The organism is Elusimicrobiota bacterium (assembly GCA_026388095.1).
GTDB lineage: Bacteria > Elusimicrobiota > Elusimicrobia > UBA1565 > UBA9628 > UBA9628.
Genome location: JAPLKL010000027.1, coordinates 1 through 26094, shown reverse-complemented (window position 1 = coordinate 26094; position 26094 = coordinate 1). Strand labels below are relative to the sequence as shown.

The following is a 26094-nucleotide window of genomic DNA, read 5'->3' as shown; positions in this document are numbered from 1 at the left end:
TCGTCCTCCCGGTCAAGGTCAAGTGGCTGGCGCTGCTGACCTGGCTCGGCTACGGCTTCCAGCTTCTGGCCGGGACCTGGCAGACCCGGCTCTTCGTGCTGGCCTCGGTCGGGAACTTCCTCATCTTCTTCGGCAAGGATATCCTGTGGATGATGAAGAGCGGCCAGCGCCGCATGTCCAAGCGCGCCCAGGAGGTCTCCCGCGTCCGGGAGGCCTTCCACCGCTGCGCCGTCTGCGGCATCACCGATCTGTCCCATCCGACGATGGATTTCCGGTACTGCCCCGAATGCCAGGGCCTCGGCTATTGCCGGGACCACATCTTCGGCCATCAGCATGTGAAGAAAAAGGGGTAAATTTGCTAACTTTGAACCACGCATGATCCTGTCAGCTCTGGAGAGTCTGCTCCTGGCCTCGGCCCTAGCCGCCGCACCGGCACCGGCTCCCGCAGCGGCAATAGAATCCGTCCCGGCCGCATCCACCGACACCGTCAAGCCCACCCCGGCCGGCGCTCCGCCTTCCGCGCCGAGCCGCAAGGGCGGGAAGTCCATCAAGCTCATCGCCTACGACCGTTCCGGCAAGGTCCTCAAACTCCAGGAATTCCTTTCCTTCATAGGCCGCGCGGACCGCGCCCCGGACGCGGACCAGCAGCTCTCCGGGATCTTCGTGGCTCCCCCAGACGCTCCCGCCGCCGCGTCCAGGCCGGTCCTGGAGCAAAAGGGCGAGTTGCTGACGCTGGCCTGGGACAGGCTCCCCCGCTTAAGCCTGAGCCTGCCCTGGCCCGTGGCCGAAGACGGGTTCTCCACGGTCTGGGCCGACAAGGACGGCGAGGGCTTCGCCGACGGAGACGCGGTGTTCCTCAACGAGGAGATCGCCATCACCCAGTACCGCCGCTTCCGGGACTCCTTGCGCAAGCGCACCTCCGATTGGACCCCGCTCTACAAGCCCGGCGGCAAGGCGCGCGCGGCCGCGGAACTGGCCCAGTCGCTGATGACCCAGGCGCACGCCGAGAAAGGCGGCGCGGCGCGCGCCCAGGCCTTTGATGCGGCCCTGACCGCGGTGTCCGCGGCCTGGCAGAAGATGCTCTTCGAACACGGCCTGCAGATCGCCCTGGCGGCCAAGAGCAAAGGCTCCCTGCGCTTCGGTCTGGTCATCGACGAGAGCATCTTCAAGCGCTTGAACAACTACGAGAAGATCATCTCGACCATCAAGCGCGCGGGCGCCAACTGGGTACGGCTGGTCTTCCGCAGCAACCCGGACGACTTCACCTACGCCAGCCTGCGCTCCTTCAACGAATACGACTCCATCGTGGCGGAGTTGCGCGGCCAGGACCTGCGCATCATGGGCACGGTCCTGGACACCGGCCAATGGCCGCGGACCATGACCCCCGAAATCTACGCGCAGCGCACCAAGAACCTGGTGCTCCATTACAAGGAGCAGATCCGCTCCTGGGAAGTGGGCAACGAGCTCAACGGAGACTGGCTGGGCGGGGTCAGCGCCCCCATGACCTGCGACCAGGTCTATCGCATCTACTCCGCCGGGGCCGCCAAGGTCAAGGAGCTCGACCCGAGCCTGGAGACGGTGGCCACGCTCTACTGGTGGGACGGCACGGCCCCGGACGCCGAGCACTCGCTCTTCGGCTGGCTCAAGCGCTACACCCGCCAGGGCTTCGGCCGCAACCTCGACGTGCTGTCTCTGAGCCTGCAGCCGGACGACAACCCCGTGGGCCTGGCCTTGGAGAACATCTTCGAACGCGTGCAGGGCGAGCTGCCCGACAAGAGCCTGATGCTGGGCAGCCTGGGCTACGTGGACAAGGAGAAGCTCCAGGGCTACTGGTGGCTCAGGCCCGACGACGTCCGGGCCGCGCGCGAGGACCTGCTGATCTTCGCCACCACGGCCTCCTGCGCCATGCCCCGCTCCCTGTGCGGCGGCTTCTGGTGGCAGACCCTGGAACAGATGATCCCGGACAAGAGCCGGACCACCAGCCTGTATCGCACCTACGCCAAGACCCTGGAGCGGCTGGGCCGCTGACTTGGCCAGGGTCTTCTGGGGCATCCTCGCCTGCGCCTTCCTGCGGCCTCTGGCGGCCGCGCAGGCGCCGGACCAGGAAGGCGTGAGCGTCTGGGCCAGCGTCGCCAGCACCGACGGAGCCCATTTGGCCGCGCTCTCGGCCGATCTCAAGCTCGGCCTGTGGAACGAGCGCATCCATGCCGTGCATGAGCTCGAGCCCTACGGGGCCGCGGGCCGCCCGCTGCTCGAGTACGCGGCGCGCGACGCGGATTGGCAGGTGCGCCTGACCGCGGTCCACTTTCTGGGGCGCCTGGGCCGGCCGGCCCTGCCGGCCTTGGCCGAGATCTTGAAGGAAGAGCCCTGCCGGCACGTGCGCATCACGGCCATCCATTGGCTGGGCAGCATGGGCGTGGCTGCCTCCGGCGTTCTCGCCGAAGCGCTCGGAGACGAGAGCGGCATGGCGCGCCTGACGGGCCGCTACTGGCTCAGGAAGCTGGGGCAGGAGGACACCTCCGCCTCCGCCGAGGGTCTCGATTCCCAGACCGCCAAGACCGAGGAGCTCAAGGCCTGCAGACCCTCCCTCCAGCCGGGCCGGCTCGGCTTGGTCCAGCGCCTCGCAGCCCAGACGCCTGCCGCTCCGCGCGCAGAGATCGCGGAGCTCGAACTCCCGTCCGCGGCCCCGGCCGCCTCATCGGCAACGGCCCGGCCCGCTCCGGAAGCCTTTCCCAGCCCGGCCGCCCCTGGCCGGCCCAGCGCGCAGGAACGAAACACGGAGCTCGACAAGCTGCTGGCCGACACCGAGCCGGCCATGGGGCCCGCCCCAGGGATCCCGGAGAGCCTGCCGCCGGGTCCTCCCGGCGCCGGGCCGCGGGATAATGCGGAGCCGGCGATTGCTTTGGCCGGGACCTCGCCTCGCTCCGGGCCGGGTCCCGCGACAGTGGCTGCGCCGAACGATCCGGAGCGCCTGCCGCCGGGGGCGCCGGGCGCCGGACTGCGGCCGGCCCCCCCCGCTGAGACCGCTCTGGCGGAGGATCATGGCCGGCCCAAGCCGGAGAACGACCCGCTTCCGGAGCTCATCAAGACCTTGCGCAAGGGCGACGCACGCGCCCGGGCCCGTGCCGCCGACGAGGCCGGCAAGCGCGGCGCCAAGGCGGCAGCGGCTTTGCCGGCCCTGCTGTCCAACCTCAAGCACTCCGACCGGCGGGTCCGGGCCAGCGCCGCCCTGGCCCTGGGCAACATCGGAGCGGCCGCCGACTCGGCCGTGCCGGCCCTGGTCAGACTGCTCAAGGACCCGAGCGAGGACGTGCAGTCGAGCGCGGCCGTGGCCTTGGGTCGGCTGGGCACGCCGCGCGCGCGCCGCGCCTTCCGGCGCTATCTGCGCGACCAGGCCGGGAGCCTGGCGCGGCCCGCAGGGGTCGCGCCGTGAATCTCCTCTCTCGCCTAGCAGGTCTTGAACCAGGCGCCGGAACGCCGAAAGCGCCGCTCGTCTGCATCTCTCTGGCCGTCATGACCTTGGCGGTCTTTTGGCCGGTGGTGACCCATGATTTCATAACTGGAGTCGGCGACGATATCTTATATTTGAGACCCAGCCAGTTGCCGGACGGCCTGGACCTGTCGGCGCTCCACCGGGCCTTCACGACCACGGTCCAGGGCAACTGGCACCCATTGACTCTTGTCTCGCACATGATCGACGTCCGGCTTTTCGGCCTGCGACCAGCCGGCCATCACCTAGCGAACTTGCTGTTCCATGCGTGCAATGTCCTGCTGCTTTTCCTCCTCATGCTCCGGATGACCTCGGACACCTGGCGCAGCGCGCTCGTAGCGGCCGTGTTTTCCATCCATCCTCTTCAGGTGGAATCCGTAGCCTGGGTCGCCGAACGCAAGAACATGCTGAGCGCCTTCTTCTGTTTGCTGTCCATGTGGCACTATGCGGCTTATGTCCGGCGGGCTTCGCCGGGCCGCTACGTCGGGATGTCGCTTTGTTTCGCGGCGGCGCTGATGTCCAAAGCTACGGCCGTGATCCTGCCTGGCCTGTTCTTGCTGCTCGACTACTGGCCGCTGCAGCGCCTCCACAAAGGCTGGCGGCGCTTGGTGCTTGAGAAGTTGCCGCTATTCGCGTTGGCCGCCGCCGCAGCCGCCATAACCCTCGCGCGCGTCCAGCTCATCGCCCTGAACCAACTGCCATTCATCGACCGGTTGAACAACGCGTGCATCTTCGCCGCCTCTTACCTGAGCAAGGCCGTCTGGCCCAGCGGCCTATCGGAGTTCTATCCATACCCGCGCGGTCTGGACCTCTGGAAGGGCCTGGGTTGCGCCCTTCTGCTCGTCGGCATAAGCTCGGCCGCGGTCAAGCTTAGACGTGCGCGGCCGTATCTGCTCGTGGGCTGGCTCTGGTTCCTGGCCGCGCTCTTCCCGATGCTGGGCCTCCTCCAGGTGGGCATGCAGTCCATGGCCGACCGTTATGCCTACGTGCCCGTCATCGGATTGGCCGTCATGGTCGCTTGGGCGATCCCGCGAACCCCGGACCGCCGCGCCCGCGGGCCGGCGTTGGCGGCTGCAGGGCTGGTCGCGATATTGATGGTGGCGGCCAGCCTGCAAGTCCGATATTGGCGCGACGATGCGACCCTGTTCGGACATTCCTTGAGGGTGTGCGAAGATGACCCGACCGCTCTCGCAGCTCTGGGCCTCCTCCATCAGAGTCGCGGCAGCTTCGCGCAGGCCGGGGCGTATTACCGTCGCGCCCTGAAGGCCGCGCCCGGCTATGCGGACATCCACAACAACCTGGGCGCTGTTTTGGCAGAGCAAGGCAACTTCCTGGGGGCTGAGGCGCAATTCCAAGAGGCCTTGCGGCTGCCCCCTGGTCCGGAGTTTCCCGGGTTAGCGTCTGCAGCCAGGGAGAATCTCTCGCGGATCCACGCCCAGCTCGAACTGCAGAAAGCGAAGCGGCGTAAAGATTAGGCTGGGCCCAGCATGATTGTTGTATAATCAGCGTTCGCGAGCTCGTAGCTCAGGGGTAGAGCATACGCCTTTTAAGCGTAGGGTCGTGGGTTCAAATCCCACCGGGCTCATGATTTTCGGTTGATTTCAAGCCCCCATCGTCTAACGGTTAGGACGCGGCCCTTTCAAGGCTGAAACATGGGTTCGATTCCCGTTGGGGGCACCAGTCTTTTGGGCTCATCGGCCGACGCCGGTCCACGGGAGTACGATGACGCGGTCCTTGCTGCTTCTGACCCTGCTGGCCGCCCCGGCCAACGCGCAGGACTGGCGCACCGCCGACCGCTCGAGCGCGAAGATCGCTCCGACGCCCGCTGAAGAGCGGCGCGCGGTGGTCCAGGTCTACGCGGCGCGCGCCATCCGCTGGCGCGGCTGGTTCGCCGTCCACACCTGGATCGCCGTCAAAGAGAAGGACGCCCCGACCTATGAGGTCCTGCAAGTCGTCGGCTGGCGGCTTCGGCGCGGGCTCAGCCCCGTCATGGACGAGCCCGGAGAGCCGGACCGGCGCTGGTACGGAAAGGAACCAGCCCTCCTCTGCGACCTGCGCGGCGAGAAAGCCGAGTCGGCGATCGTCAAGATCCGGAAGGCGGCGGCCGACTATCCCTACCGCGGCAGCTACCGGGCCTGGCCCGGACCCAACAGCAACACCTTCACATCCTTCGTCCTGCGCTCGGTACCCGAACTGGGCGCCACGCTGCCGCCCAACGCCATCGGGCGCGATTGGCTCGTCGCCGGCCGCCCGCTGAGCCGATCGGAGAGCGGGACCGGAGTCCAACTGTCGCTATGGGGGCTGTTGGGCTTCACGGTCGGATTGCGCGAAGGCGTGGAGGTCCAACTGTTGGGGCTGTGCTTCGGAGTGGACCTGCTGCGCCCGGCTCTCAAGCTCCCCCTCGTCGGCCGGGTCGGCATGCGCCCCGCCCCGCTTTAGGACCCTAATTTGTTAGCATCTGGACACATGCCCAGCGGAGCCGACGCCAGACCCGGCCTGCTGCTCGTCGAGCTGATGCCCGACGAGCCGGAACGCCAATTCCGCACCAGCAGCTACCCTTTCCTGCTCGGGCTGGCCCGCGCCCTGAGGTGGAGAGCCTCCTGGTGCGCGCTCGGAGTGCGCTACGACCCGGCCCTGCGCTACGCCCTGGGGCCCCAGGACCTGGGCCTGCTGCGCGCCGAGGTGGCCCGCCGCCGGCCGCGCGTCGTCGTGATCAACGAGCGCCTGAGGGCCGACCAGTGGGCCGCGCTCCAGGCCGCCAGCCCGGACGCCCGGCTGGTCTACTGCGACATAGACGAAGGCCTCAACATGCTGGGCCGGTTCGCGGCGCGGGAGGTGTTCCGGACGGCCGGCCCTCGGCTCCAGGAGCCGGGCCTGCTGGAGCGCCTCACGCCGTCCTTCGCGCGCCTGGTGCTCAACGGCGCGCCCTGGGCCGCCCAGCCGTTGATCCGCGTCGTGACCGGGACGCGCTGCTCGTACCGCAGCCGCGTCGCGGAGAACCGCTTCTACCGCCGGCTCGGCCTGCCCATGCCGGCCATGAGCTGCGCCTTCTGCCAGGCAGGGTCCATCCCGGTGGAGAAGTACGTGGCGGACGAGGCGGCCTTCGCGGCCCGGGTGGTCGCGGCGGCCGTCCGCTCGCGCTCGCGCTGCGCCGCCGAGACGCACTTCGAGTTCATCGGCTGCGGGCTGTGGCGGCGCTGCGACGAGCTGATCGCGGCCCTGCTGCGCCTGGGCGTGCGCGGCGCGGAGCTGAGCTTCATGCCGCGCATCGACGAATTCCTCGCCAAGCGCGCGGCGCTCGCGCGCCTCCTGCCCCGGCTGGCCCGGCACGGCCTGGCCTTGCGCCTCTACGGCATGGGCGTGGAGAATTTCTCCCCGGCCGAGAACCTGCGCCTCAACAAAGGGATCACCGCGGACCAGGTCCACGAAGCCGCGGACTTCATCGTCCGGGCGACCGCGCGCTGGCCCGGCCAGTTCCGCTACCCGAACCGGCACTTCAGCATGATCCTCTTCACGCCCTGGACCTCTTTGCAGGACCTGCGCCTCAACCTCGCGGGCATCTCCCGCTGCCCGCTCGTCGACCATGCCGCGGCCTTGCGCGGCCGGCTCCAGCTTTTTCCCGGACGCCCCATCACGCGCCTCGCCGAGAAGGACGGTCTCGTCGCCCGAAAGGGGGCCGAGCGCTTCTACAACTCCGGCTGCATCACCCAGGCCGATCAGGGCGAGGTCCCTTGGCGCTTCGCCCATCCGGAAGTAGGGGTCCTGTGGCAACTGGCGCGCCGGCTCTCCATCGACCGCGCCAGGCTCTCCGCCGCAGGCCTCTCATACGACGGCCTGCCGGCCGACGAGCCCGCGGCCCGGGCCGTGGCCGCGCTGCTGGAGGACGGGCCGCCGGACCCCATGCCGCTGTTCGCCCGCGCCGTGAAGATCGTGGCCCGCCGCCCCCGCATCGCCTCGCTGGCCGAGTTGCTGCCCGCGCTCCGCGCGCGCGGCGCGGCGAGGACTTGAAGCTCCTGGCGCTGCTGGCCGCGCTGGCCGTGCTGCCCGGCGGCGCGGCCTCCGCTCAAGAGGCGAAGAGGATACAGGACAACTCTTTTCTGCTGGAGGAAGCCTACAACCAGGAGCCAGGCGTCATACAGCACATCCAGAACTTCCAATACCAGAGCCGGAGCAAGACCTGGGCCTATGCATTCACGCAGGAATGGCCCGTTCCCGGGCGGACACACCAGCTCTCCTACATGGTCCCAGTCAGCCATCTGGGCGAGCCGTCGCCGGGGACGGGGATCGGCGACGTCGCCCTGAACTACCGCTATCAGCTGCTCATGAAGGGCCCCGTCGCCCTGGCGCCCCGCCTCTCAGTGCTCCTGCCGACCGGCGACTACAAAGGGGGCTTCGGCAGCGGCGCCGCCGGAGGACAGGTCAACATCCCGCTGAGCGTCGAGCTCTCCGGCCGCTGGGTGACCCACTGGAACGCGGGAGCCACCTTCGTGCCGGGCAGCCGGGAGCCGGGCGGAGCCAAGGCGGACACCCTCGGTTTCAACGACGGGGCCAGCGCCATCTTCTCCGTCAGCAAGAGCTTGGACCTTATGTGCGAGGCGGCCTGGACCTCCTCCGAGACGGTCCAACCCGACGGGACCAAGCAGCGCGCGGAGTCCTTCTTCATCAATCCCGGACTGAGGTTCGCGCTCAACTTCAAGTCCGGGCTGCAGATCGTGCCCGGAGTCGCGTTCCCCATCGGCGTGGGTCCTTCGCGGGGCGAGAGCGGCGTCTTCGCCTACCTCTCCTTCGAACATCCCTTATGGAGCCCCCGATGACGGGATGCGGGACTACAGCAGCAGGTGCAGGACGCCGGCCGCCGTCACCGCGAAAGCCAGATTCAGGGCCGCGATAGCCAGAGCCTGCTTGATGCCGGTCTCGCGTACGAGCACGGATAGGCTGGCGAAGCAGGGCAGATAGAGAGTCAGGAACACGGACGCCACGACGGCCTGACCCGCCCCCAGGTGGAAGGGCCCCAGCATGGCGATGCTAACGTCTTTTCTCAGGAAGCCCAGGACCATAAGCGGCGCGATATCGGCCGGAAGGCCGAAGAGCCGGTTCATGGCCGGCCCGCAAGCCTCGGACAAGTCTCGCAGCAAACCCAGCACGTCGCAGACGCCCACCAAGGCCACCCCGGCCGCGATCAGGGGGACGGCCTCGCGCAGGAAGCCGCGCACGCGCAGCCAGGTCTTCTTGGCCAACACGTCGAGTCGCGGCCACTGATAGGGAGGGATCTCGACGAAGAGCTCCGGGCATTCCCCCTGCAATAGCCGATGCAGCAACATTCCAGCCGAGATCCCTACCAGGGCGATGGTCCCAAAGGCGGCCAGGGCGTAGAGGATACCGAACCTGCCGACCTGGCTCAAGATCATGGCGCTTTGAGGCAGGCAGGGCGCGATGAGCAAGGTCAGGGTCATGGCGATGAGGCGCTCGCGCGGCGTCTCCAGCACCCGGGTGGCCAGTAGGCCCGGGACTTTGCAGCCCAAGCCGAGGATCATGGGGATGGCGCCGTAGCCGTGCAGTCCCAGGCGGTGCAGGCCGCGGTCAAGGATCACCGCGAGCCGGGGCAGGTAGCCCAGGTCCTCCAGGTAGCCCAGGACGAAGTAGAAGGCCGCCAGGTAGGGCAGGACCGCGATGAAGGGGATGTAGACGCCCGTGGTGAGGACGCCGAAGGAGTCCAGGGGGTCCGTGCTGGTCCCGACCAGGAAGGCGCGCGCGGCGGGCCAGGCTGAGACGAGGTCCGCCAGGCGCAGGACCGAAGGCAGGTAGAAACGCTGGAAGGCAGGCTCGAGGAGGCCGTGGATCACCCCCTCGGCTGCGACGCGCACACCGAGGAAGGAGACGGCCAGGACAGCCAGGGCCATGGGGATGCCGGTGGCGGGCCGGATCGAGAGCTCGGCCAGCCGCTCCATGAAGCCGGGATGCTTGTGGGAGATGGTCTGGATCTGCCGGCTCAACTCACCGATGAGACGCCACTTGCCGTCGTCTCCGGCGGGCACGGGCGCCGGCCGCGGCGGCCCTCCATGGAGCAGACCCAGCACGGCGCGCTCCAGCTCGCGCAGGCCCTCGCCGGTCACGGCCACGAAAGGCACCACCGGCGCCCCGAGCCGCCGGCCCAGGCCCTCCGCGTCGATGCTGATGCCGCGCAGGGCCGCCAGGTCCCGCTTGTTGAGCAGGAGCACCAGGCGCCGGCCGCGCTCGATCATCTGCAGGGCGAAAAGGAGGTTGCGCTCCAAGTTGGTGGCGTCGATGACGTGCACGACCACGGCTTGGGGGCTCTCCGCGATGATCCGGCAGGCCACGGTCTCGGCGGGCGAGGCGGCCGAAAGGCTGTAGGTGCCGGGGACGTCTATGACCTGGAACCTCTCGCCCTGGAACCGGGCGGCGCCGCTGAGGAACTCCACGGTGGTGCCCGGGTAGTTCGACGACAGAGCGTCGAGTCCGGTCAAGCGCGAGAAGACCACGCTCTTGCCCACGTTCGGGTTGCCGGTCAAGAGCAGCCGGTGTTCCCGGGCCCGGACCAGGATATGCCCCGCCATCCTGCGCCCCAAAGCCACGGTCGAGCCCATGACGTCGACGACCACCGGCCCGCCGCGACCGGAATCCGCCAGGCGGCGGATGCGGCGGCCCTCGTGCAGTCCCATGGCCGAGAGCCGCCCCCGCAGCTCGTCGCCGCCGGAAACGGTCTCGATTACGGCCTCCTCGCCCGGGTGCAATCCCAGGAGGCTGGTGGGCCCGACCGGAGTCAAGGCCGCCTCCGCGCTGCCGCTCCGGCGCAGCGCCGGCACACGCCGGTGATCTCGAGGGCGTGGCCCTGCATGACGAAGCCCCGGCGCCGGGCCTCCGCCCGCTGCAGGCGCTCGATGGCCGGGCAGGAAAACTCCAGCACCGCGCCGCAGCGCAGGCAGGTCATGTGGTCGTGGTGAGGCTTGCCCGCCGCGACCTCGAAGCGCCGGCGCGGTGCCGCCGGAGCCTCTCCCCTGGCGATGCCCAGGAGCGCGAAGAGCTTGAGGGTCCGGAATACCGTGGCCCGGCCCAGCCGGAGCCGGCGGCTGCGCAAGGACTCGTAGAGGGCCTCGGCCGAGGCATGGGCGCCGTCCGCGGAGAGCCCCTCCAGTATCAGGCGCCGGGGCCGGGTCAGGCGGAAGCCTCGGAGCCGAAGCCCGTCGAGAGTGCGCTGCAGGTCAGTAGCCAATCGCATATTATTGATATTGCTGTCTCAATTATACCAATCCTCCGGCCGGAGCGCCAGGGCCGCGCGTTGAACACCATGCGGACAAACTGGTCTAATATAGGGGAGCGGCCAAGATGACAGAGCGGCTTTTGATCCGCGGTGGACTGGTCATCGACCCGGCGCAGGACCTGGAGTCGGTGCGCGACGTTCTCCTCCAAGACGGCCGCGTCCGGCAGGTCGCCCCACACCTCTGGCGCCGTCACCCCCGCGTCCCGTCCCTCGACGCCCGCGGCTGCTGGGTGCTCCCCGGCCTCATCGACATGCACGTGCACCTGCGCGAACCGGGCGGCGAGGAATCAGAGGACATCTCCTCCGGGACCCGGGCCGCGGCCGCGGGGGGCTTCACCACGGTCCTGGCCATGCCCAACACCAAGCCGGTCATGGACAGCCCGGCTCTGTTGCGCCGGCTGCGCCGCCAGGCCGCCTCGGCGTCCGCCCAGGTCCTGTTCGCGGGCTGCGCCACCAGGGGCCAGCAGGGGGCGGAGCTCGCGGACCTCGCGGCTTTGGCCGCGGCCGGGATTTCCGCGGTCAGCGAGGACGGCCGCTGCGTCCAGGACGCCGGGCTCATGCGCCGCGTCCTGGAGCTCACGCGGGGCCTGCGCCTGGCTTTCATCTCCCATTGCGAAGAGCCCGCCCTCAGCCGAAGTGCGGCCGTCAACGAAGGCCGGGTGTCCCGTCGGCTGCGCCTGCCCGGCCAGCCTTGGGCCGCGGAGACCGCCATGGTCGTGCGCGACCTCGCGCTCGCCGAGCTCACCGGGGCCCATGTGCACATCGCGCATCTGAGCTGCGCCCAGAGCCTCGAGGCCCTGCGCCAAGCCAAGCGCCGAGGCCTGCCTGTCACCGCGGAGGCCACGCCCCACCACCTGGCCCTCTGCGAGGACGACATCCCGGGCCAGGATGCCAATTTCAAGATGAATCCCCCCCTGCGCTCCCGCGGCGACCGCGCCGCCCTGCAGGAAGGGCTTCAGGACGGCACCATAGACGTGGTGGCCACGGACCACGCGCCGCATGCCCCGGCGCTCAAGCGCCGAGGCATGCGGCGGGCCCCGTTCGGAGTCATCGGGCTAGAGACCGCGGTCGCGGTGGTGCTGACTTATCTGGTGCACAAAGGCCACCTCACGCGCCGGCAACTGGTCGAGCGCATGAGCGCCTCCCCGGCCCGCATCCTCGGCCTGAAGCGCAAGGGCTCGCTGAGACCCGGCTGCGATGCGGACGTCACGGTGCTCTCTGCCTTGGAGTCCTGGACCGTGCCCTCCCGCTTCCAATCGCTCAGCCGCAACTGCCCCTTCATCGGCCTGAAGCTCCGCGGTCGGGTCCGGGCCACGGTCTTGGCCGGGAGGATCGTCCATGCTCTATGAGCGCCTGATCCGCCCGCTGCTGTTCCGCATGGACGCGGAGCAGGCGCATGAGCACGCGGTGCGCGACCTCGAGCTGTTGGGCCGTGTGCCCGGCGGACCCGCGGTCTTGTCCGCGCTGTTAGGCCGGCCCGAGCCCGGCCTGGAGACCAAGGCCTTCGGCCTGACTTTCCCCAATCCCTTGGGCCTGGCCGCGGGATTCGACAAGGATTGCCGGCTCTCCGGAGTCCTGCCCGCGCTCGGCTTCGGCTTCCTGGAGCTGGGCTCGGTGACTCTGCGGCCTCAGCCCGGCAATCCCAAGCCGCGGATCATGCGCCTGCCTCTGGAGCGCGCCCTCATCAACCGGATGGGCTTCCCGAGCTCGGGCGCGCAGGAGGCGGCCCGGCGGCTCCAGGCCGCGGACCGCTGCGCGGTGCCGGTGGGAATCAATATCGGCCTCAACGCCGACTGCCCCAAGGCCAAGGCCCCGGAAGAGTACGCCGGGACCCTGCGCCTCCTGCATCCCTGCGGGGACTATTTCGTGGTCAACGTGAGCTGCCCCAACATGACCGGACTGCGCGACCTGCAGGAGCGCCTGCAACTCGAGCGCATCCTCATCGCGCTGGCCGCGGTCAACTCCCCGCGCAAGCCGGTCCTGGTCAAGCTCGCCCCGGACCTGGCCGACGCCCAGCTGCCCGACCTGCTGGGCCTCATCATGCGCCACGCCGATGGGGTGGTGGCCACCAACACCACCACCTCGCGCCAGTCTTTGAGCCCGGAGCTGGGCGACATACAGGGAGGCTTGAGCGGCCGGCCCCTGCGCTCCGCGGCGACCGCGATGATCGCCAAGATCTACCGGCTCACGGACGGCCGACTGCCCATCATCGGCGTGGGCGGGGTGGAGACGGCCGACGACGTGCTGGAGAAGCTGCGCGCCGGGGCCAGCCTGGTGCAGCTCTACACCGGCTTGGTCTACGGCGGGCCGGGCGCGGTGGTGCGCATCCTCAAGGACCTGAGGGTCCTGCTGTCGGCGGGAGGCTTCCAGAGCGTGGCCGCGGCCGTGGGCTCCTGCGGCATCGGAAGCTCCGTAAAGGAGGCCGTATGACGGAACTCATCGTAGCCCTGGACGTGGACACCATCCATGAGGAAGAGGCGCTCCTGCAGGCCCTCAAGAGCACGGTCACCTTCTACAAGGTGGGATTGCGCCTGTTCACCGCTCACGGCAAGCGCGCCGTGGACCTCGTGCACCGCTTCGGGGGCAAGGTGTTCCTGGACCTGAAGTTCCACGACATCCCGCAGACCGTGGCCCACGCGGTCCAGGAGGCGCAGAAGCTGGGCGCCGAGTCGGTGTCTTTGCATCTTTCGGGCGGCAGCGCCATGCTCAAGGCCGCGGCGGAAGTCAATCCGCGGCCCAAGCTCTGGGGCGTGACCGTGCTGACCAGCCTGGGAGCCCAGGACCTGCGCGTGGTGCAGCCGCGCACGACCCTGCCCACCATGGTCAAGAACCTCGCGCGCCTGGGCTGGATCAACGGCATCGACGGCACCATCTGCTCGGGCCAGGAGGTCGCGGCCCTGCGCAAGGCCCTGCCGCACCTGGACATGCGCTTCATCACGCCGGGCATACGGCCCGCGGAGAGCGGCGCACACGACCAGAAGCGGGTCATGACGCCGGGCGAGGCTGCCGCCTTGGGCGTCAACTTTATCGTGGTCGGACGGCCCATAACGCGGGCGCCGGAGCCCCTCAAGGCGGCGCAGGGCATACTCGCCGAGATGCGCCATGCCGCGGCCGGAGCCTTGGAGAAACCATGAAGGAACCGTCATCCCTGACGTCTCAGGAGCTGCGCAGCCTGCTGGTCGAGACCGGCGCCATGCTGGAGGGGCACTTCTTGCTCTCCTCGGGGCTGCACAGCGACCGCTACATGCAGTGCGCGCTGCTCTTGTCCCATCCTCGGCATGCCGCGCGGCTGGGCGCGGCCCTGGCCAAGCTCTGCCCTGCGCCCCCGGATCTGATCCTGTCCCCCGCTCTGGGCGGCATCGTCATCGGGCAGGAGACCGCGGCCGCTCTGGACGTGCGCGCCTACTTCGCGGAGCGCGAAGGCGGCGCGATGGCCTTGCGCCGGGGATTTGCGCTCAGGCCCGGGGAGAAGGTAGCCGTAGTCGAGGACGTCATCACCACGGGCAAGTCCACAGGCGAGGTCATCGCCATGGCCCGCGGACTCGGGGCCGAGGTCGTGGCAGCGCTCTCCATCGTCTGCCGCGCCACGACCCCGCCGGACCTGGGCGTGCCGATGGCCAGCCTCATCCATCTGCCCTTGGCCGCCTACCCTGCCGACAAATGCGAGCTCTGCCGGCAGGAGAAGCCTTTCGTCAAGCCTGGCAGCAGGACCCAAAAACCATGAACCTGACCTACAAGAAAGCCGGGGTGGACACCGAATTGGCGGACAAGCTGGTGGACTTCTTGCAGAAGAGATCGCCCGCCATCGGGGGCTTTTCCGGGCTCTTCCCGATCCCGGCGGACAACGGCGACCCGTGGCGCCTGGTGGCCTGCACGGACGGCGTCGGGACCAAGCTCAAATTCGCCTTCGCCCTGGACCGCCACGACACCATCGGCATCGACCTCGTGGCCATGTGCGTCAACGACCTCATCACTTGCGGGGCCAGGCCGCTCATCTTCCTCGACTACTATGCCACGGGACATCTGGACCTCAAGCGCTCCAAGCGCATCATGGCCGGCATACTGGAGGGCTGCCGGCAGGGCCGCTCCATGCTGCTGGGCGGCGAGACCGCCGAGATGCCCGGCTTCTACCCGGAAGGCGAGTACGACTTGGCGGGTTTCTCGGTGGGCATCGTGAAGCGCTCGGAGGTGATCGACGGCTCCAAGATGTTCCCGGGCGACCTGGTCCTGGGCCTGCCCTCCTCGGGCCTGCATTCCAACGGCTATTCCTTGGTGCGCAAGATCTTCACCGGGCGGCATCTGAGGCATTGGGGGCCCCGGCTTTTGACGCCCACGCGCATCTACGTGCCCCAGATCGACCGCCTGGCCTCGGGCTTGCGCGAACAGGGCCACATCATCCTTGGGCTGGCTCACATCACTGGTGGCGGCCTGCTGGAGAACGTGCCGCGCATCCTGCCCAAGCGCTGCAAGATCGTCCTGCGCCGCGACAACTGGAAGGTGCCCGAGGTCTTCGCCGAACTGCAGCGCCGGGGCGGCGTGCCGGAAGCTGAGATGTGGCGGACCTTCAACATGGGCATCGGCATGGTGGTGGTGATAAGGCCTGACAGCCTGGCGCTGGCTCGCAAGATACTGCCGGAGCTCAAGCTCATCGGCGACGTTCAAGCGGGCAGACCGGGGGTGGAGTTCTCATGACCAACATCGCGGTCCTGGCTTCCGGCGAAGGGACGAACCTGCAGGCCTTGATCGACGCCTGCGCGGCGGGCCGCATCCGCGGCCGCATCGTCTTGCTGGTCGGGAGCAAGCCCGGCATCGGCGCTTTGCGGCGGGCCGAACGCGCGGCCATCCCGGCGGTGGTGGCCTGCCCGAAGGACTTTCCGACTCCGGAGGAGTACAGCGCGCATGTGGCGCGGCTTTGCCGCCAGATGCAGGTCGAACTGGTCTGCCTAGCCGGTTTTCTGACTCATCTCAAGGCCCCGATGCTCAAGGCTTTCGCGGGGCGCATCCTCAACATCCATCCGGCGCTCCTGCCCGCTTTCGGCGGCGCCGGCATGTACGGCCGCCGGGTGCACGAGGCGGTGCTGGCCTCCGGCGCCAAGCTCAGCGGCTGCACGGTGCATTTCGTAGACGAGCGCTACGACCATGGCCCGATCGCGGCCCAAGCCGCGGTGGCGGTCCTGCCGGGAGACACGGTCGAGTCGCTGTCGGCGCGGGTGCGGGTGCAGGAGCATTGGCTCTTCCCGAAGGTCGCGGCCCAGTTCTGCGAGGGGCGGCTGAAGGTCGCGGGCCAGGGGGTTTCGGTCCTGCCTGCCGTAGGGGCCGCCTCACCGCGCATCAAGAGAGCTCTCATCTCGGTCTCGGACAAAACGGGCCTCAAGGAGCTGGCCCAGGCTCTCCAGGGGATGGGCGTGGAGCTGGTCTCGACTTCAGGCACGGCCAAGCTGCTCTGCGAGGCGGGCGTGACGGTGCGGCCTTTGGAGACGGTGACCTGCTTCCCGGAGATCCTGGCGGGCCGGGTGAAGACCTTGCATCCCCACGTGCACGGGGGAATCCTTCTGCGGCGCAAGGACGCGGTCCAGGCGCGCGAGGCCGCGGCCTTGGGCATCGAGCCGATCGACCTGGTGGTGGTCAACCTCTATCCGTTCGCGCGCACCGCGGCCAAAGCGGCGGACCCGTACAGCCTCGACGTGATCGAGCAGATCGACATCGGCGGGGTGGCCTTGATCCGGGCCGCCGCGAAGAACTTCGAGGACGTGGCGGTGGTGACTTCACCGGCGGATTATCCGGCTCTGCTCAAGGAGCTGGAGTCGTCGCAGGGCCAGCTTGGCCTGGAGACGCGCAAGCGCTTGGCGCTGACGGCCTTCCGGCACACGGCCGAATATGACTCGATGATCTCGCGAGCTTGGACGCTGAAGGACTCCGGGGCTTTCCCGCAGGAGATGAACGTGAGCCTCTTGAAGGTCCAGGACCTGCGCTACGGGGAGAATCCTCACCAGAAGGCGGCTTTGTACGCTCCGGCGGGAAAGACTTCCTTCACCCAGCTTCATGGCAAGGAGCTCTCCTACAACAACATCCTCGACGCGGCCGGGACCTGGGACGCGGTCAGCGAGTTCTCCCAGCCGGCGGCGGTGATCTTCAAGCACGTGACGCCTTGCGGGATGGCCGTAGGGAAGAGCCCGCTCGCGGCGCTGGAGGGGGCCTGGGCTTGCGATCCTTTGTCGGCTTTCGGCGGGGTGCTGGCTTTCAACCGGACCGTGGAGGCGGACATCGCGGAGCTTTTGGCCAAGAAGTTCGTGGAGCTGATCATCGCGCCGGATTTCTCATCCGAGGCTTTGGTGCTGCTTAAGAAGAAGCCGAACGTGCGGCTTTTGGTGCGCCAGGATCCGCCGACGCGGGATGTCCAACTGCGCTCGGTGGGGCGGGAAGTCCTGGCCATGGAGCCGGACCGCCTGACCTTCGGCGACGCCATGAAGGTGGTGACCAAGCGCGCTCCGTCCGCCGAAGAGGAGGGCGCCTTGCGCTTCGCCTGGGTGGCGTGCAAGCATGTGCGCTCCAACGCGATCGTCTTGGCTGGCCCGGATGCGACGGTAGGCATCGGGGCCGGGCAGATGTCGCGGGTGGATTCGGTGCACATGGCATCGGTGAAGTACAAGATGTACGAGCGGGACAGCGGCAAGCCCTCGGTGCTGGTGCTGGCTTCGGATGCGTTCTTCCCGTTCAAGGATTCGGTGGAGGCGGCGGCTTCGGTGGGGGTGACGGCGGTCGTCCAGCCGGGCGGGTCGGTGAAGGATCAGGAAGTCATCGCCGCGGCCGACGAGAAGGGGCTGGCCATGGTCTTCACCGGGATGAGGCATTTCAAGCATTGAACAGTATTCGTTGCACCAGCCGGCCTAGGCGGCGGCTGGGCAAGCCAGCCCCTTCAGCTTCAGGGTCGGCAGGAACGGCGACTCGGGCCGCGACGTCAAGGTGCGCTTGACCGGATCCGGTATCAGGTCCAGGCTCTCCAGCACGATCTGCCCTATCAGCGGCTCGCACCCAGGCGGCCCCACCAGACAATCCGTGGTCATCTGCCGCCCCGCCACCGTCAGCAGGATGCCTCCGGCCCGCTCCAACTCGATCTTCTGGTCATTGGCGAGTTGGACGATCACCTTGCCCCGCGAGACCAGGCCCAGCGACTCCGCCATCTCCTGCGGCAGGAGCATCATCACCGCGCCCGTGTCCACCACCGCATCGATTTCCAGGACACGAGTCTTGCGGCGGCCAGTTTTGAAGGAGGCCCCTTCCTTCTCCAGCCGAGCCTTCACCCGAATCTCGCCCATCGCAGCCCTCCTCAAAAGAAGCCCGAGCAGGAGCCGCTCCTGGCGGCTCCGGACTCTACTATCTATACGAGGAGGGTGGTGCTTTTGTTCCATGGCTCGACGACAACATTCTAGCAAACACACCTTAGGGCCGCGCGCCGGAACCCCGCGCGACCAGATAGCCGCGCCAGGCCTCACCGGCCTCAGCGGCACGCCCCGCCGCGACCAAAGGCATCACCGTGCCTTCCAAAAATTCAATGTCCTGGTCGGTCGCGCCCAGCAATGCCATGCTCTTCAGGGCCAGGTCGAGCGGCGCTTGCTGTTCCGGGTAGTCCGCGCTCTGGAAGGAGAATCCCCGCTGGCCGGCCGCGTCGCGGGTCCGGTAGTGCATGAAGTAGAAGCCCGCATTCTCCGGAGTGCAGGCGTTGCCCAAGGTCAAAGAGATGGAGACGCCCGCGCGGTCCAAAGCGCCCTGCACCAGCCAAGGGCGGCAGCGCCCGGCACAGCGGGCGCAGACGCCCACGGACAGCACGGCGGCGGTGACGACCAGCGTACGCATCGATTTCATGGAGACCTCCTGGGACGGATCTTGAGCGCGGCCTGAGGGAGGAACGGCTTTACAGGCCGGAGGTCAGGTTGATGAGCCGCCGGTTCTTGCGGACGAAAGAGCCTTCCGGGACTTCCCGGCGCGAGATATCCATCGCTCCATATAATACCAGCCGCGCTCCCAGGCGGAAAGGGCCCTTGGACGCAGTCGGCCCAGGGTCTTTGGACCCCGCTTGTCCGAGAAGATGACGTCAGCTCGCGGAAGGCTGGACGTGCTTGATGAAAGTCCCCTGCTCGTATTCCGCGAAGGCGGTCTTCAGCTCCGCCCCTGTGTTCATGACGATCGGCCCGTACCAGGCCACCGGCTCGCCGATGGGCCGGCCTGAGACCAGCAGGAACCTGACCCCCTCCGCCTCGGTGCGCACCTCAACGAAGTCGCCCTTGCGCCCGTAGAGCACCAAGTTGCGCGGGCCGGGCATGCATTCGCGCTGCACGTCCGACCAGCCCGACCCGCTCATCTCGTGGGCGTAGGCGTCCCGTTCGGCGTCGAAATAGGCCTTGCCCTCGAAGACGTAAGCGAAGACCGTATGCCCGGCGCGCACCGGGTGGCGGAAGGAGGACTGCGCGGGAACGCTTACGTCCAGGTACTGGGGCTGGGTGACGATGTCCTGCACCGGCCCCACGGCGTGGTCCGCCTCGCCGCATATGACCTTCACGCGCGCGCCGCCAGCCAGGCGCGCCTCAGGGATGGCCGCGGCGAGCACCTCGCGGTAGCGCGGGTCCATCATCTTGTGGGAGCGGGGCAGGTTGGCCCAGAGCTGGAAACCCCATTGCCGGCCCTTCGGGTCGCCCTTGGGCATCTCCTGGTGGATGATGCCGCTGCCGGCCGTCATCCACTGGACGTCGCCGGGACGGATCACCCCCTTGTTGCCCATGCTGTCGCCGTGCTCGACCTCGCCCTGGAGCACGTAGGTGATGGTCTCGATGCCCCGGTGCGGATGCCACGGGAAGCCCGGCAGGAACAGTGCCGGATCGTCGTTCTTGAAATCGTCGAGCAGCAGGAACGGGTCGAGGCGCGGGACCTCATGGAACCCAAAGGCCCGGCGCAGGTGCACCCCGGCTCCCTCTATGGTCGGCTGGCTCTTCCAGACGGTCTCGATCTTCCTGGGCTTACCCATACCGCTGCCTCCTCAGGACGTGACGGCCCGGAGCCATTATGCCGCAGCAGAGTCAAAGCGGCCGGCGCACGTGGGCCAGATAACCCTGCAGGTACGCCGTGATGTCGTCGTAGTTCGGGTTGCTGTAGCCCATGGCCTTGGCCTCGGCCGCGGCCTTGTCCACGCTCCAGCCCTGCACGGTGATCCGGTACGCCCCCACCACCGCGCCGGTCCGGTCATGGCCCAGGTGGCAGTGAACCAGCACCGGCTGTTTGGACGTGTCATTGATGATGGCCAGAGCCTGGTCGATCTGGTCGTAGGTCGGGGAGACCTTATTGGACATGAGCACGGTCTCCAGGTCCAGCCCGTTGTTCGCGGCCCAGTCCGACTCCGCCGGATCGTCGACGTTGAGCTTGAGGATCGTCTTGACGCCCGCGCTCTTGATCTTGGCCACGCCCGCCTGGCTCGGTTGTCCGGACCGATACAGGGTCGGGGAGACCTGGCCGAAATTCGGAAGGGGCTGAGCGGCCGGAGCCTTGGCCGCTGCGACATCCGCGACCGGCGCTGCGGCCGCCTCCGGCAGGGCCATCCCTGGGGCGAACTCTCCCAGTATGGCGGCGGCCTTTCCGGCGATCGCGGAGGAGTCGAGCGCGGGCGCGGCATGGGCGGGAAAAGCCGCCAGCAGCAACGCCCCGGCCAGATACGCCCTCAATTCTCTTTTCATCTCCGCGGCCCCCTTCAAAAGAATCAGGGGGCCGGCGAGGCTTCGCCTTCCCCCTGGTGACCCCGGATTCCGGTCCGGAGGTGGATGCTCCCCGGCCGATCCCGGGGATTACAAGGTCATTGATGATGATAGTACATCGGACCCAGACTGCGAGGGTCGCAAGGCCCAGACCGCTCTGGGCCCAAAGGCCCAGATGGGCAGCGTGACTCCCCCCTCCGGTCTTGGTATGATGCCTCCATGGAAAAGCTCAAGGACATCTTTCCGAAGATCAAGCCGTACAACGAAGGCTTCCTCAAGGTTTCGCCCCTGCACACCATCCACTACGAGGAATGCGGCAATCCCAAGGGAAAACCCCTCATCTTCCTCCACGGCGGACCCGGCGGCGGAATCGAACCCATCTATCCCCGCTATTTCAATCCCAGGAAATGGCGCATCGTGCTCTTCGACCAGCGCGGCTGCGGCAAGAGCAAGCCCCACGCGGAGTTGCGCGAGAACACCACTTGGGACCTGGTCGCCGACATCGAGCGCCTGCGCGAGCACCTCGGCATCGAGCGCTGGGTGGTCTTCGGCGGGAGTTGGGGCAGCACCTTGACCCTCGCCTATGCCGAGACCCATCCTAAGCGCTGCAAGGCGCTCATCCTGCGCGGCATCTTCCTGCTCCGGGACAAGGAGCTGCGCTGGTTCTATCAGGAGGGCGCCAACTTCGTGTTCCCCGACGCCTGGGAGCACTACCTCAAGCCCATCCCGCCCAAGGAAAGACGGGACCTCGTCAAAGCCTACCACCGCCGCCTGACCAGCCCGGACCGCAGCACGCGCCTGGCCGCGGCCAAGGCCTGGGCCATCTGGGAGGGAGCCACCAGCAAGCTCCACCAGGACATGAGCCTGATGGCGCGCTTCGGTAAGAGCCGCTTCGCCGAGGCCTTCGCGCGAATCGAGTGCCACTACTTCGTCAACAAGGGGTTCTTGAGGAAGCAGACCCAACTCCTCGACGACGTCCGGAGGATCCGGCGCATCCCCGCGGTCATCGTGCAGGGCCGCTACGACATGTGCTGTCCCATCATCTCCGCCTGGGACCTGCATCGCGCTTGGCCGCAGGCCCAGTTCATCGTGGTGGCCGACGCCGGACACTCCATGACCGAGCCCGGCATCCGCAGCGAGCTCATCAAGGCCGCGGAGCGCTTCAGCCGGCTCTGAGGCCTTCTACCTCAGCCTGACGCCCGCGGCCTGCCCCTGCAGTTGCGGCGTCTGCTCGCGGTTCTGCCGGCGGGCCTCGTCCTGGACATTGGGGGAGAGATAGTCGAAGAGGCTGCGGACCGTCACGCCGGAGCCGGCGGTCTGGGCGGCGCCATTGAGCCCTTTGAGCAGATAATAGGTGAAGAGACCATGACCTTGCTCTTCGCTCGTACCTGACACCTGCGCCGCCGCCGAAGCGGAGAGGGCCACCAACTTGCCCTGCGCCGGGACGTCCAGGACCACTTTGCTCACCAGCGGCTTGATGCCCTTGGCCAGGACCGAACGCCCGCCCGCTCCCGAGAAGCAGGCGTCGAGAGCCACGACGACGCGCTTGACCTTGAGCTCCCCCAACTTCTGATACAGGCGCTTGAGCGGATAAGCGGTGTCCGAGAGATACTGCGGGTCCCCGTCGAAAGGCACGAGATAGGCCTGCCCCGTGGCCGGCTCCGGCGCCCCGTGCCCCGAGTAGTAGAAAAAGACCGTGGAGTCCTCCTTGACGTTGTTGACCAGCCAGGTCTCCAGGTTCTTGGCCAAGCCGGCCTTGCTGGCCCGCTCGCCAGTCAGCAGCACGATGTTGCGCTCCGGCAGACCCAGGGCCTTGAGATGCTCGCGCACCGCCTGGGCGTCGCGGACCGCGAAGCGCGCCTCGGGCAGGTCCGCATAACGCTCGATGCCCACGACCACGGCGTAGTCGTCGGGCCGCGCGGCCGAATGGTAGGCGGGCTCATCCACATCGGAGACCACGGTCGCAGCCGTCGCCGGCGCGGTCTCGGCCGGGCGCTGGCCCTGCTTGCGGTAGATCTCGCGCTCGGCCATGATCTCCTGATAGGCCGGCTTGCCCACGGCGAAGGCCTTGGCCAGGTCGTAGACCGCCTTCTTGGCGCCGGCCCCATAGAGCGCCATCACCTTCTCGCGGAACAGCTCCTTGTTGGAATAGCCGGAGACGACCTTGACCTCGGGAGCGAAGACGCCTTCGCCGACGATCATGAGCAGGTCGAACTTCTTGTTCGGGCTGGCGGCGCTGGGCTCGATGGAACGGAAGAGCTGATAGCGGTCCATGGCCGCGGCCACGCCCGGGAACATGTTCTGGCTCTGGTTGAGGCTGACCCCGATGGGCAGGACCCCGATGGTCAGGTCCAGGGCGTCGTAGCCCTGGGACACCCCGGCCGCGCCCCGCGTCTGCAGGCCGCAGCCGGACAGAGCCACGGCGCACCATGCCAACACCGGCAATCCCAGCCTTCTCATGCCTGCCTCCTCCACCCGACCTCTATGATACAAAAGGGCGGCCGCCGCGGCGCCACATCTGCTAGAATCGAATCCGCGCCATGACCGAAGCCTCCGTCCTGCGCTGCCCTTCCTGCGGCGGGCCTACCGAACCCAAGGCCGAGGCCTGCCCCTATTGCAAGGTCACGCTCAACCCGGTCCGCTGCCCTTGGTGCTTCGTCTGGAGCTACTCCGAGTGCGGCTGTCCCCATTGCGGGGCCACGGGCCTGCCGCCGGGCCCCGATGCCCCGCCCCTCTCGTGCCCGACCTGCCGCCAAGGCGCGCTGACATCAAGAGTGCTGGGCGCGGCGCGCCTCTCCGGCTGCAGCCGTTGCGGCGGTGTGTGGGTCGATCCGTCCTCGTTCCAGAGGATCTGCGCGGACCGCCAGACCCAGGCCGCCTACCTGGGCGAGGGTTCGGTGACGCCAGCGCCCAAGCCCTCCGACCCCACGGATTCCTCCCTGCGCTACCGTCCCTGCGCGCAGTGCGGCGACCTCATGAACCGCATCAACTTCGCGGGCCGCTCCGGCGTCATCCTCGACGTGTGCAAGCCCCACGGCATCTGGTTCGACCCCGACGAACTGCGCCGCATCGTGGAGTTCATCCGCGGCGGAGGCCTGGACCTGGCCCGCCAGCGCGAGAAGGATGAACTCACCGCGGAGCGCCGGCGCCTCGAACAGGAGAGGAGGGCTCCTCCCCTCATCTCCCCCGCGGTCTCCTTTGCTGGGGCCACCATACCCGAGGGCCTCAGCACGGCGCGCTTCCTGCTCAAGCTCATCTTCGACCTCCCGAGTGGCCGCTGACCACATGGCGCGCATAGACACCCCCGACTGGGTCCCGGACGCGGTCTTCTACCAGATCTTCCCGGACCGCTTCGCCAAGAGCCGTCGCGTGCCCAAGCCCTCGGGCCTCGAGCCTTGGGACTCCCCGCCCACCCCCTGCGGCTTCAAGGGCGGAGACCTCCTGGGCGTGGCCGAGAAGCTGGACTACCTCCAGGACCTGGGCATCAACGCCCTCTACTTCACGCCCGTCTTCACCTCCCCCGCCAACCACCGCTACCACACCAGCGACTATCTCCACGTCGACCCCATCCTGGGCGGGGACGCCGCCCTCGAGGAGCTGCTCAAGGCCGCCCACCGCCGGGGCATGCGCGTGGTCCTCGACGGTGTGTTCAACCACTCCGGCCGCGGCCTCTACCAGTTCAACCACACCCTGGAGAATGGCGCGGCCTCGCCTTACCTGGACTGGTTCCACCTCGACCATGCGCGCCTGGCGGCCGGCCGGCCGTTGAACGCCTATCCCCGCGGCCCGCGCGAAGAGCTCGGCTACGGCGCCTGGTGGGGACTGCCCGCCTTGCCCAAGTTCGACACCAGCACCCCGGCCGTGCGCGAGTTCATCTTCAGGGTAGCCGAGCACTGGCTGCGCTTCGGCGTCGACGGCTGGCGCCTCGACGTCCCTTCGGAGATAGACGACGATTCCTTCTGGCGCGAGTTCCGCCGCCGGGTGAAGGCCGTGGATCCCGAGGCCTATATCGTAGGAGAGATCTGGGTCGAGGCCCGACGCTGGCTCCGGGGCGACCAGTTCGACGCGGTCATGAACTATCTCCTCACCAAGGCCGTGCTGGCCTGCTTCTGCGACCGCCTGGACATGGACCAGGTCCGAAGGACCGGCGGCGACTACCGCGGCATACGGCCTCTGGACGTGGCCGGCTTCGCCGACAGGGTCGATTATATCCTCAAGCTCTACGACCCGGCCGTGACGCGCTGCCAGCTCAACCTCCTGGACAGCCACGACACCCCGCGCTTCCTGACCTTGGCGCGCGGCGACGAGGCGGCTCTGCGCCTGGCCGCGACCTTGCTGTTCACATTCCCCGGCGCGCCTTGCATCTACTACGGCGACGAGATCGGCCTGGAGGGGCGCAGCGACCCGGACTGCCGGCGCGCTTTCCCCTGGGACCGGCGGCGCTGGGACCACAGGCTGCGGGCCTTCTTCCGGCGCCTCATCCGCCTGCGCCGGGGCCACCCGGCCCTGCGGCGCGGCCGCTTCACCAGGCTTCTGGCCCAAGACGGGGTCTACGCCTACGGCCGCGGGCTCGGCCGCGACCAGTGGCTAGTGGCGCTCAACATGGGCCGCGCGGCGCGCGCCGTGGACATCAGCCTGCCCCCCGGCCTGCGCAGCGCGCTTTGGCGCGAGGCTTGGGGCGGGGGCACTCACCGCTGCGAGGCGGGCAAGCTCCGTGGCCTGCGCCTGAGCGCCCGCGGCAGCCTCATCCTGCGGCGGGTCTAGCCAATTCAAGCATGCCTGTGCTATTATAGGGCCGCTGTTACGGGAGGACTCGTCCATGGCTATGCTCTTCATCCTGCTGGCGTTGGTCCTCGTGGCCTTGCCCATGGGGCTATTTTACCTTCGCGAGTACAAGACCAGCACCCCGCGCCTGCAGTGGCCCGTGCTGGCTCCTATCCTCAAGCTTGAGTACCTTCCCGACCCTCCCCGGATGCAGGGCACGCGCAACGGCCGCAAGGTGACCGTGGACATCTATAAAACCGGCGTGCGCGTGGCGACCGTGCTGGCCCGGCCCTCCCGCCTGCGCATCGAGATAGGCCCCAAGGACGTGGTGACGGCGCGCTCGGGCATGCTCGTGCCCGATCCCGTGGTCACCGGCGACCACGCCTTCGAAGAGAGGTTCCTGGCCCGCTGCAGCGACAAGGACGCCGGCCTGCAGCTCTTCGACCCGGTGCTGCGCCAGCGCCTCCTGGCCCAGTCGGACGTGGACATCCTCGGCCAGGGCGCGATGGTCCAGTGGGTCGTGCCCGCGGTCAAGCAGCCCGACCCCGCGGAAGACCTCCTCGACATACTCATCGTCATCGCCGAGGAGATGGAGCGCTTCCCCGCAGCCTAGGTCTTTTGGCCCAGCCGGGCCTGGGTCCCAAGTCGCAGGCGGAAGGCCTCCAGGGGACCTATAGTATCCATATGAAGTCACGAGCGATCCTGTGGACGGCGCTGCTGCTCGCGGCCTCCCCCCTGTCCGCCGCCACGGTCGCCATCGACGCCTCCCATGCCGACGAGATGCACCAGGAGGTCTCCCAGCTCAAGGATGCCGTGGCCGA

General features: G+C 68.2%; 24 protein-coding genes, 2 tRNA genes and 1 pseudogene. 20 read left to right on the top strand and 7 right to left on the bottom strand.

Annotated elements, in window-relative coordinates:
• From NTY77_06625 to NTY77_06585, 9 genes are all read left to right on the top strand, one after another.
• Positions 1 to 353, top strand: a 353-nt coding sequence (locus NTY77_06625) for a hypothetical protein (protein ID MCX5795147.1), incomplete at its 5' end; no start/stop codon positions are given.
• 22 nt (positions 354 to 375) lie between these two features.
• Positions 376 to 2028: a hypothetical protein gene (locus tag NTY77_06620; GenBank protein MCX5795146.1), complete on the top strand. Its 1653-nt coding sequence runs from the start codon at positions 376 to 378 to the stop codon at positions 2026 to 2028.
• Position 2029: 1 nt separating this feature from the next.
• Positions 2030 to 3433, top strand: a complete 1404-nt coding sequence (locus NTY77_06615; protein ID MCX5795145.1) for a HEAT repeat domain-containing protein — start codon at positions 2030 to 2032, stop codon at positions 3431 to 3433.
• A 152-nt stretch (positions 3434 to 3585) separates the two neighbouring features.
• Positions 3586 to 4965, top strand: a complete 1380-nt coding sequence (locus NTY77_06610) for a tetratricopeptide repeat protein (GenBank protein MCX5795144.1) — start codon at positions 3586 to 3588, stop codon at positions 4963 to 4965.
• Positions 4966 to 5003: 38 nt separating this feature from the next.
• Positions 5004 to 5075 (top strand) — tRNA-Lys (locus tag NTY77_06605).
• Positions 5076 to 5095: 20 nt separating this feature from the next.
• A tRNA-Glu gene (locus NTY77_06600) sits at positions 5096 to 5170 on the top strand.
• Positions 5171 to 5212: 42 nt separating this feature from the next.
• The gene (locus NTY77_06595; protein ID MCX5795143.1) at positions 5213 to 5929 is read left to right on the top strand and encodes a DUF3750 domain-containing protein; all 717 of its coding nucleotides are present in this window, start codon (positions 5213 to 5215) and stop codon (positions 5927 to 5929) included.
• A 27-nt stretch (positions 5930 to 5956) separates the two neighbouring features.
• A complete protein-coding gene (locus NTY77_06590; protein ID MCX5795142.1) occupies positions 5957 to 7498 on the top strand; it encodes a hypothetical protein in 1542 nt (513 codons plus the stop codon).
• Positions 7495 to 8304, top strand: a complete 810-nt coding sequence (locus tag NTY77_06585; GenBank protein ID MCX5795141.1) for a transporter — start codon at positions 7495 to 7497, stop codon at positions 8302 to 8304. Before NTY77_06590 ends, NTY77_06585 begins: the two co-directional genes overlap by 4 nt.
• 12 nt (positions 8305 to 8316) lie before the next feature.
• On the opposite strand, the gene NTY77_06580 is transcribed toward NTY77_06585, so the two are convergent.
• Together NTY77_06580 and NTY77_06575 are read right to left on the bottom strand one after the other, a co-directional pair.
• A complete protein-coding gene (locus NTY77_06580; protein MCX5795140.1) occupies positions 8317 to 10275 on the bottom strand; it encodes a fused ferrous iron transport protein A/B in 1959 nt (652 codons plus the stop codon).
• Positions 10272 to 10721: a Fur family transcriptional regulator gene (locus NTY77_06575; GenBank protein ID MCX5795139.1), complete on the bottom strand. Its 450-nt coding sequence runs from the start codon at positions 10719 to 10721 to the stop codon at positions 10272 to 10274. The genes NTY77_06580 and NTY77_06575 overlap by 4 nt, the downstream gene beginning before the upstream one ends.
• A gap of 113 nt (positions 10722 to 10834) precedes the next feature.
• Here NTY77_06575 and NTY77_06570 point away from each other — a divergent pair, with 113 nt between their 5' ends.
• The 7 genes and pseudogenes from NTY77_06570 to purH all read left to right on the top strand — a co-directional run bounded on the left by NTY77_06570 (position 10835) and on the right by purH (position 17632).
• Complete coding sequence (locus NTY77_06570; GenBank protein MCX5795138.1) at positions 10835 to 12118, top strand: dihydroorotase; 1284 nt, start codon at positions 10835 to 10837, stop codon at positions 12116 to 12118.
• The gene (locus tag NTY77_06565) at positions 12108 to 13199 is read left to right on the top strand and encodes a quinone-dependent dihydroorotate dehydrogenase (protein MCX5795137.1); all 1092 of its coding nucleotides are present in this window, start codon (positions 12108 to 12110) and stop codon (positions 13197 to 13199) included. The genes NTY77_06570 and NTY77_06565 overlap by 11 nt, the downstream gene beginning before the upstream one ends.
• Positions 13196 to 13903, top strand: a complete 708-nt coding sequence (pyrF, locus tag NTY77_06560; protein MCX5795136.1) for an orotidine-5'-phosphate decarboxylase — start codon at positions 13196 to 13198, stop codon at positions 13901 to 13903. Before NTY77_06565 ends, pyrF begins: the two co-directional genes overlap by 4 nt.
• Positions 13900 to 14493 (top strand): orotate phosphoribosyltransferase, encoded by a 594-nt coding sequence (pyrE, locus tag NTY77_06555; GenBank protein ID MCX5795135.1) that lies wholly within the window; start codon positions 13900 to 13902, stop codon positions 14491 to 14493. The genes pyrF and pyrE overlap by 4 nt, the downstream gene beginning before the upstream one ends.
• Complete coding sequence (purM, locus tag NTY77_06550; protein MCX5795134.1) at positions 14490 to 15461, top strand: phosphoribosylformylglycinamidine cyclo-ligase; 972 nt, start codon at positions 14490 to 14492, stop codon at positions 15459 to 15461. The genes pyrE and purM overlap by 4 nt, the downstream gene beginning before the upstream one ends.
• A pseudogene (gene purN, locus NTY77_06545) lies at positions 15458 to 16036 on the top strand (phosphoribosylglycinamide formyltransferase). The gene purM and the pseudogene purN overlap by 4 nt, the downstream one beginning before the upstream one ends.
• A gap of 33 nt (positions 16037 to 16069) precedes the next feature.
• Positions 16070 to 17632 (top strand): bifunctional phosphoribosylaminoimidazolecarboxamide formyltransferase/IMP cyclohydrolase, encoded by a 1563-nt coding sequence (purH, locus tag NTY77_06540; protein ID MCX5795133.1) that lies wholly within the window; start codon positions 16070 to 16072, stop codon positions 17630 to 17632.
• Positions 17633 to 17656: 24 nt separating this feature from the next.
• Here purH and NTY77_06535 read toward each other — a convergent pair whose 3' ends face one another.
• The 4 genes from NTY77_06535 to NTY77_06520 form a co-directional block, all read right to left on the bottom strand.
• Complete coding sequence (locus NTY77_06535; GenBank protein MCX5795132.1) at positions 17657 to 18085, bottom strand: hypothetical protein; 429 nt, start codon at positions 18083 to 18085, stop codon at positions 17657 to 17659.
• A 124-nt stretch (positions 18086 to 18209) separates the two neighbouring features.
• Positions 18210 to 18632, bottom strand: a complete 423-nt coding sequence (locus tag NTY77_06530; GenBank protein ID MCX5795131.1) for a hypothetical protein — start codon at positions 18630 to 18632, stop codon at positions 18210 to 18212.
• Between the two features lie 229 nt (positions 18633 to 18861).
• Entirely contained in the window at positions 18862 to 19788 is a 927-nt protein-coding gene (locus tag NTY77_06525; protein ID MCX5795130.1) for a pirin family protein, read from the bottom strand.
• 52 nt (positions 19789 to 19840) lie between these two features.
• Positions 19841 to 20491, bottom strand: a complete 651-nt coding sequence (locus NTY77_06520; protein ID MCX5795129.1) for a dual specificity protein phosphatase family protein — start codon at positions 20489 to 20491, stop codon at positions 19841 to 19843.
• Between the two features lie 237 nt (positions 20492 to 20728).
• Here NTY77_06520 and pip point away from each other — a divergent pair, with 237 nt between their 5' ends.
• Positions 20729 to 21685 carry a prolyl aminopeptidase gene (pip, locus tag NTY77_06515; protein ID MCX5795128.1) on the top strand — a complete coding sequence of 319 codons (957 nt, stop codon included), beginning with the start codon at positions 20729 to 20731 and terminating at the stop codon, positions 21683 to 21685.
• Between the two features lie 6 nt (positions 21686 to 21691).
• Here pip and NTY77_06510 read toward each other — a convergent pair whose 3' ends face one another.
• Positions 21692 to 22969: a caspase family protein gene (locus tag NTY77_06510; GenBank protein MCX5795127.1), complete on the bottom strand. Its 1278-nt coding sequence runs from the start codon at positions 22967 to 22969 to the stop codon at positions 21692 to 21694.
• Between the two features lie 80 nt (positions 22970 to 23049).
• Between NTY77_06510 and NTY77_06505 the strand changes: the two genes are divergently transcribed.
• Genes NTY77_06505 through NTY77_06495 form a run of 3 tightly spaced genes read left to right on the top strand, consistent with a single transcriptional unit; the run spans position 23050 to position 25886 of the window.
• Positions 23050 to 23790 carry a zf-TFIIB domain-containing protein gene (locus NTY77_06505; GenBank protein ID MCX5795126.1) on the top strand — a complete coding sequence of 247 codons (741 nt, stop codon included), beginning with the start codon at positions 23050 to 23052 and terminating at the stop codon, positions 23788 to 23790.
• A 4-nt stretch (positions 23791 to 23794) separates the two neighbouring features.
• Positions 23795 to 25273 carry a glycoside hydrolase family 13 protein gene (locus NTY77_06500; protein ID MCX5795125.1) on the top strand — a complete coding sequence of 493 codons (1479 nt, stop codon included), beginning with the start codon at positions 23795 to 23797 and terminating at the stop codon, positions 25271 to 25273.
• Positions 25274 to 25328: 55 nt separating this feature from the next.
• Positions 25329 to 25886, top strand: coding sequence for a hypothetical protein (locus NTY77_06495; protein MCX5795124.1), 558 nt, complete (start codon positions 25329 to 25331; stop codon positions 25884 to 25886).
• Positions 25887 to 26094 lie beyond the last annotated feature (208 nt).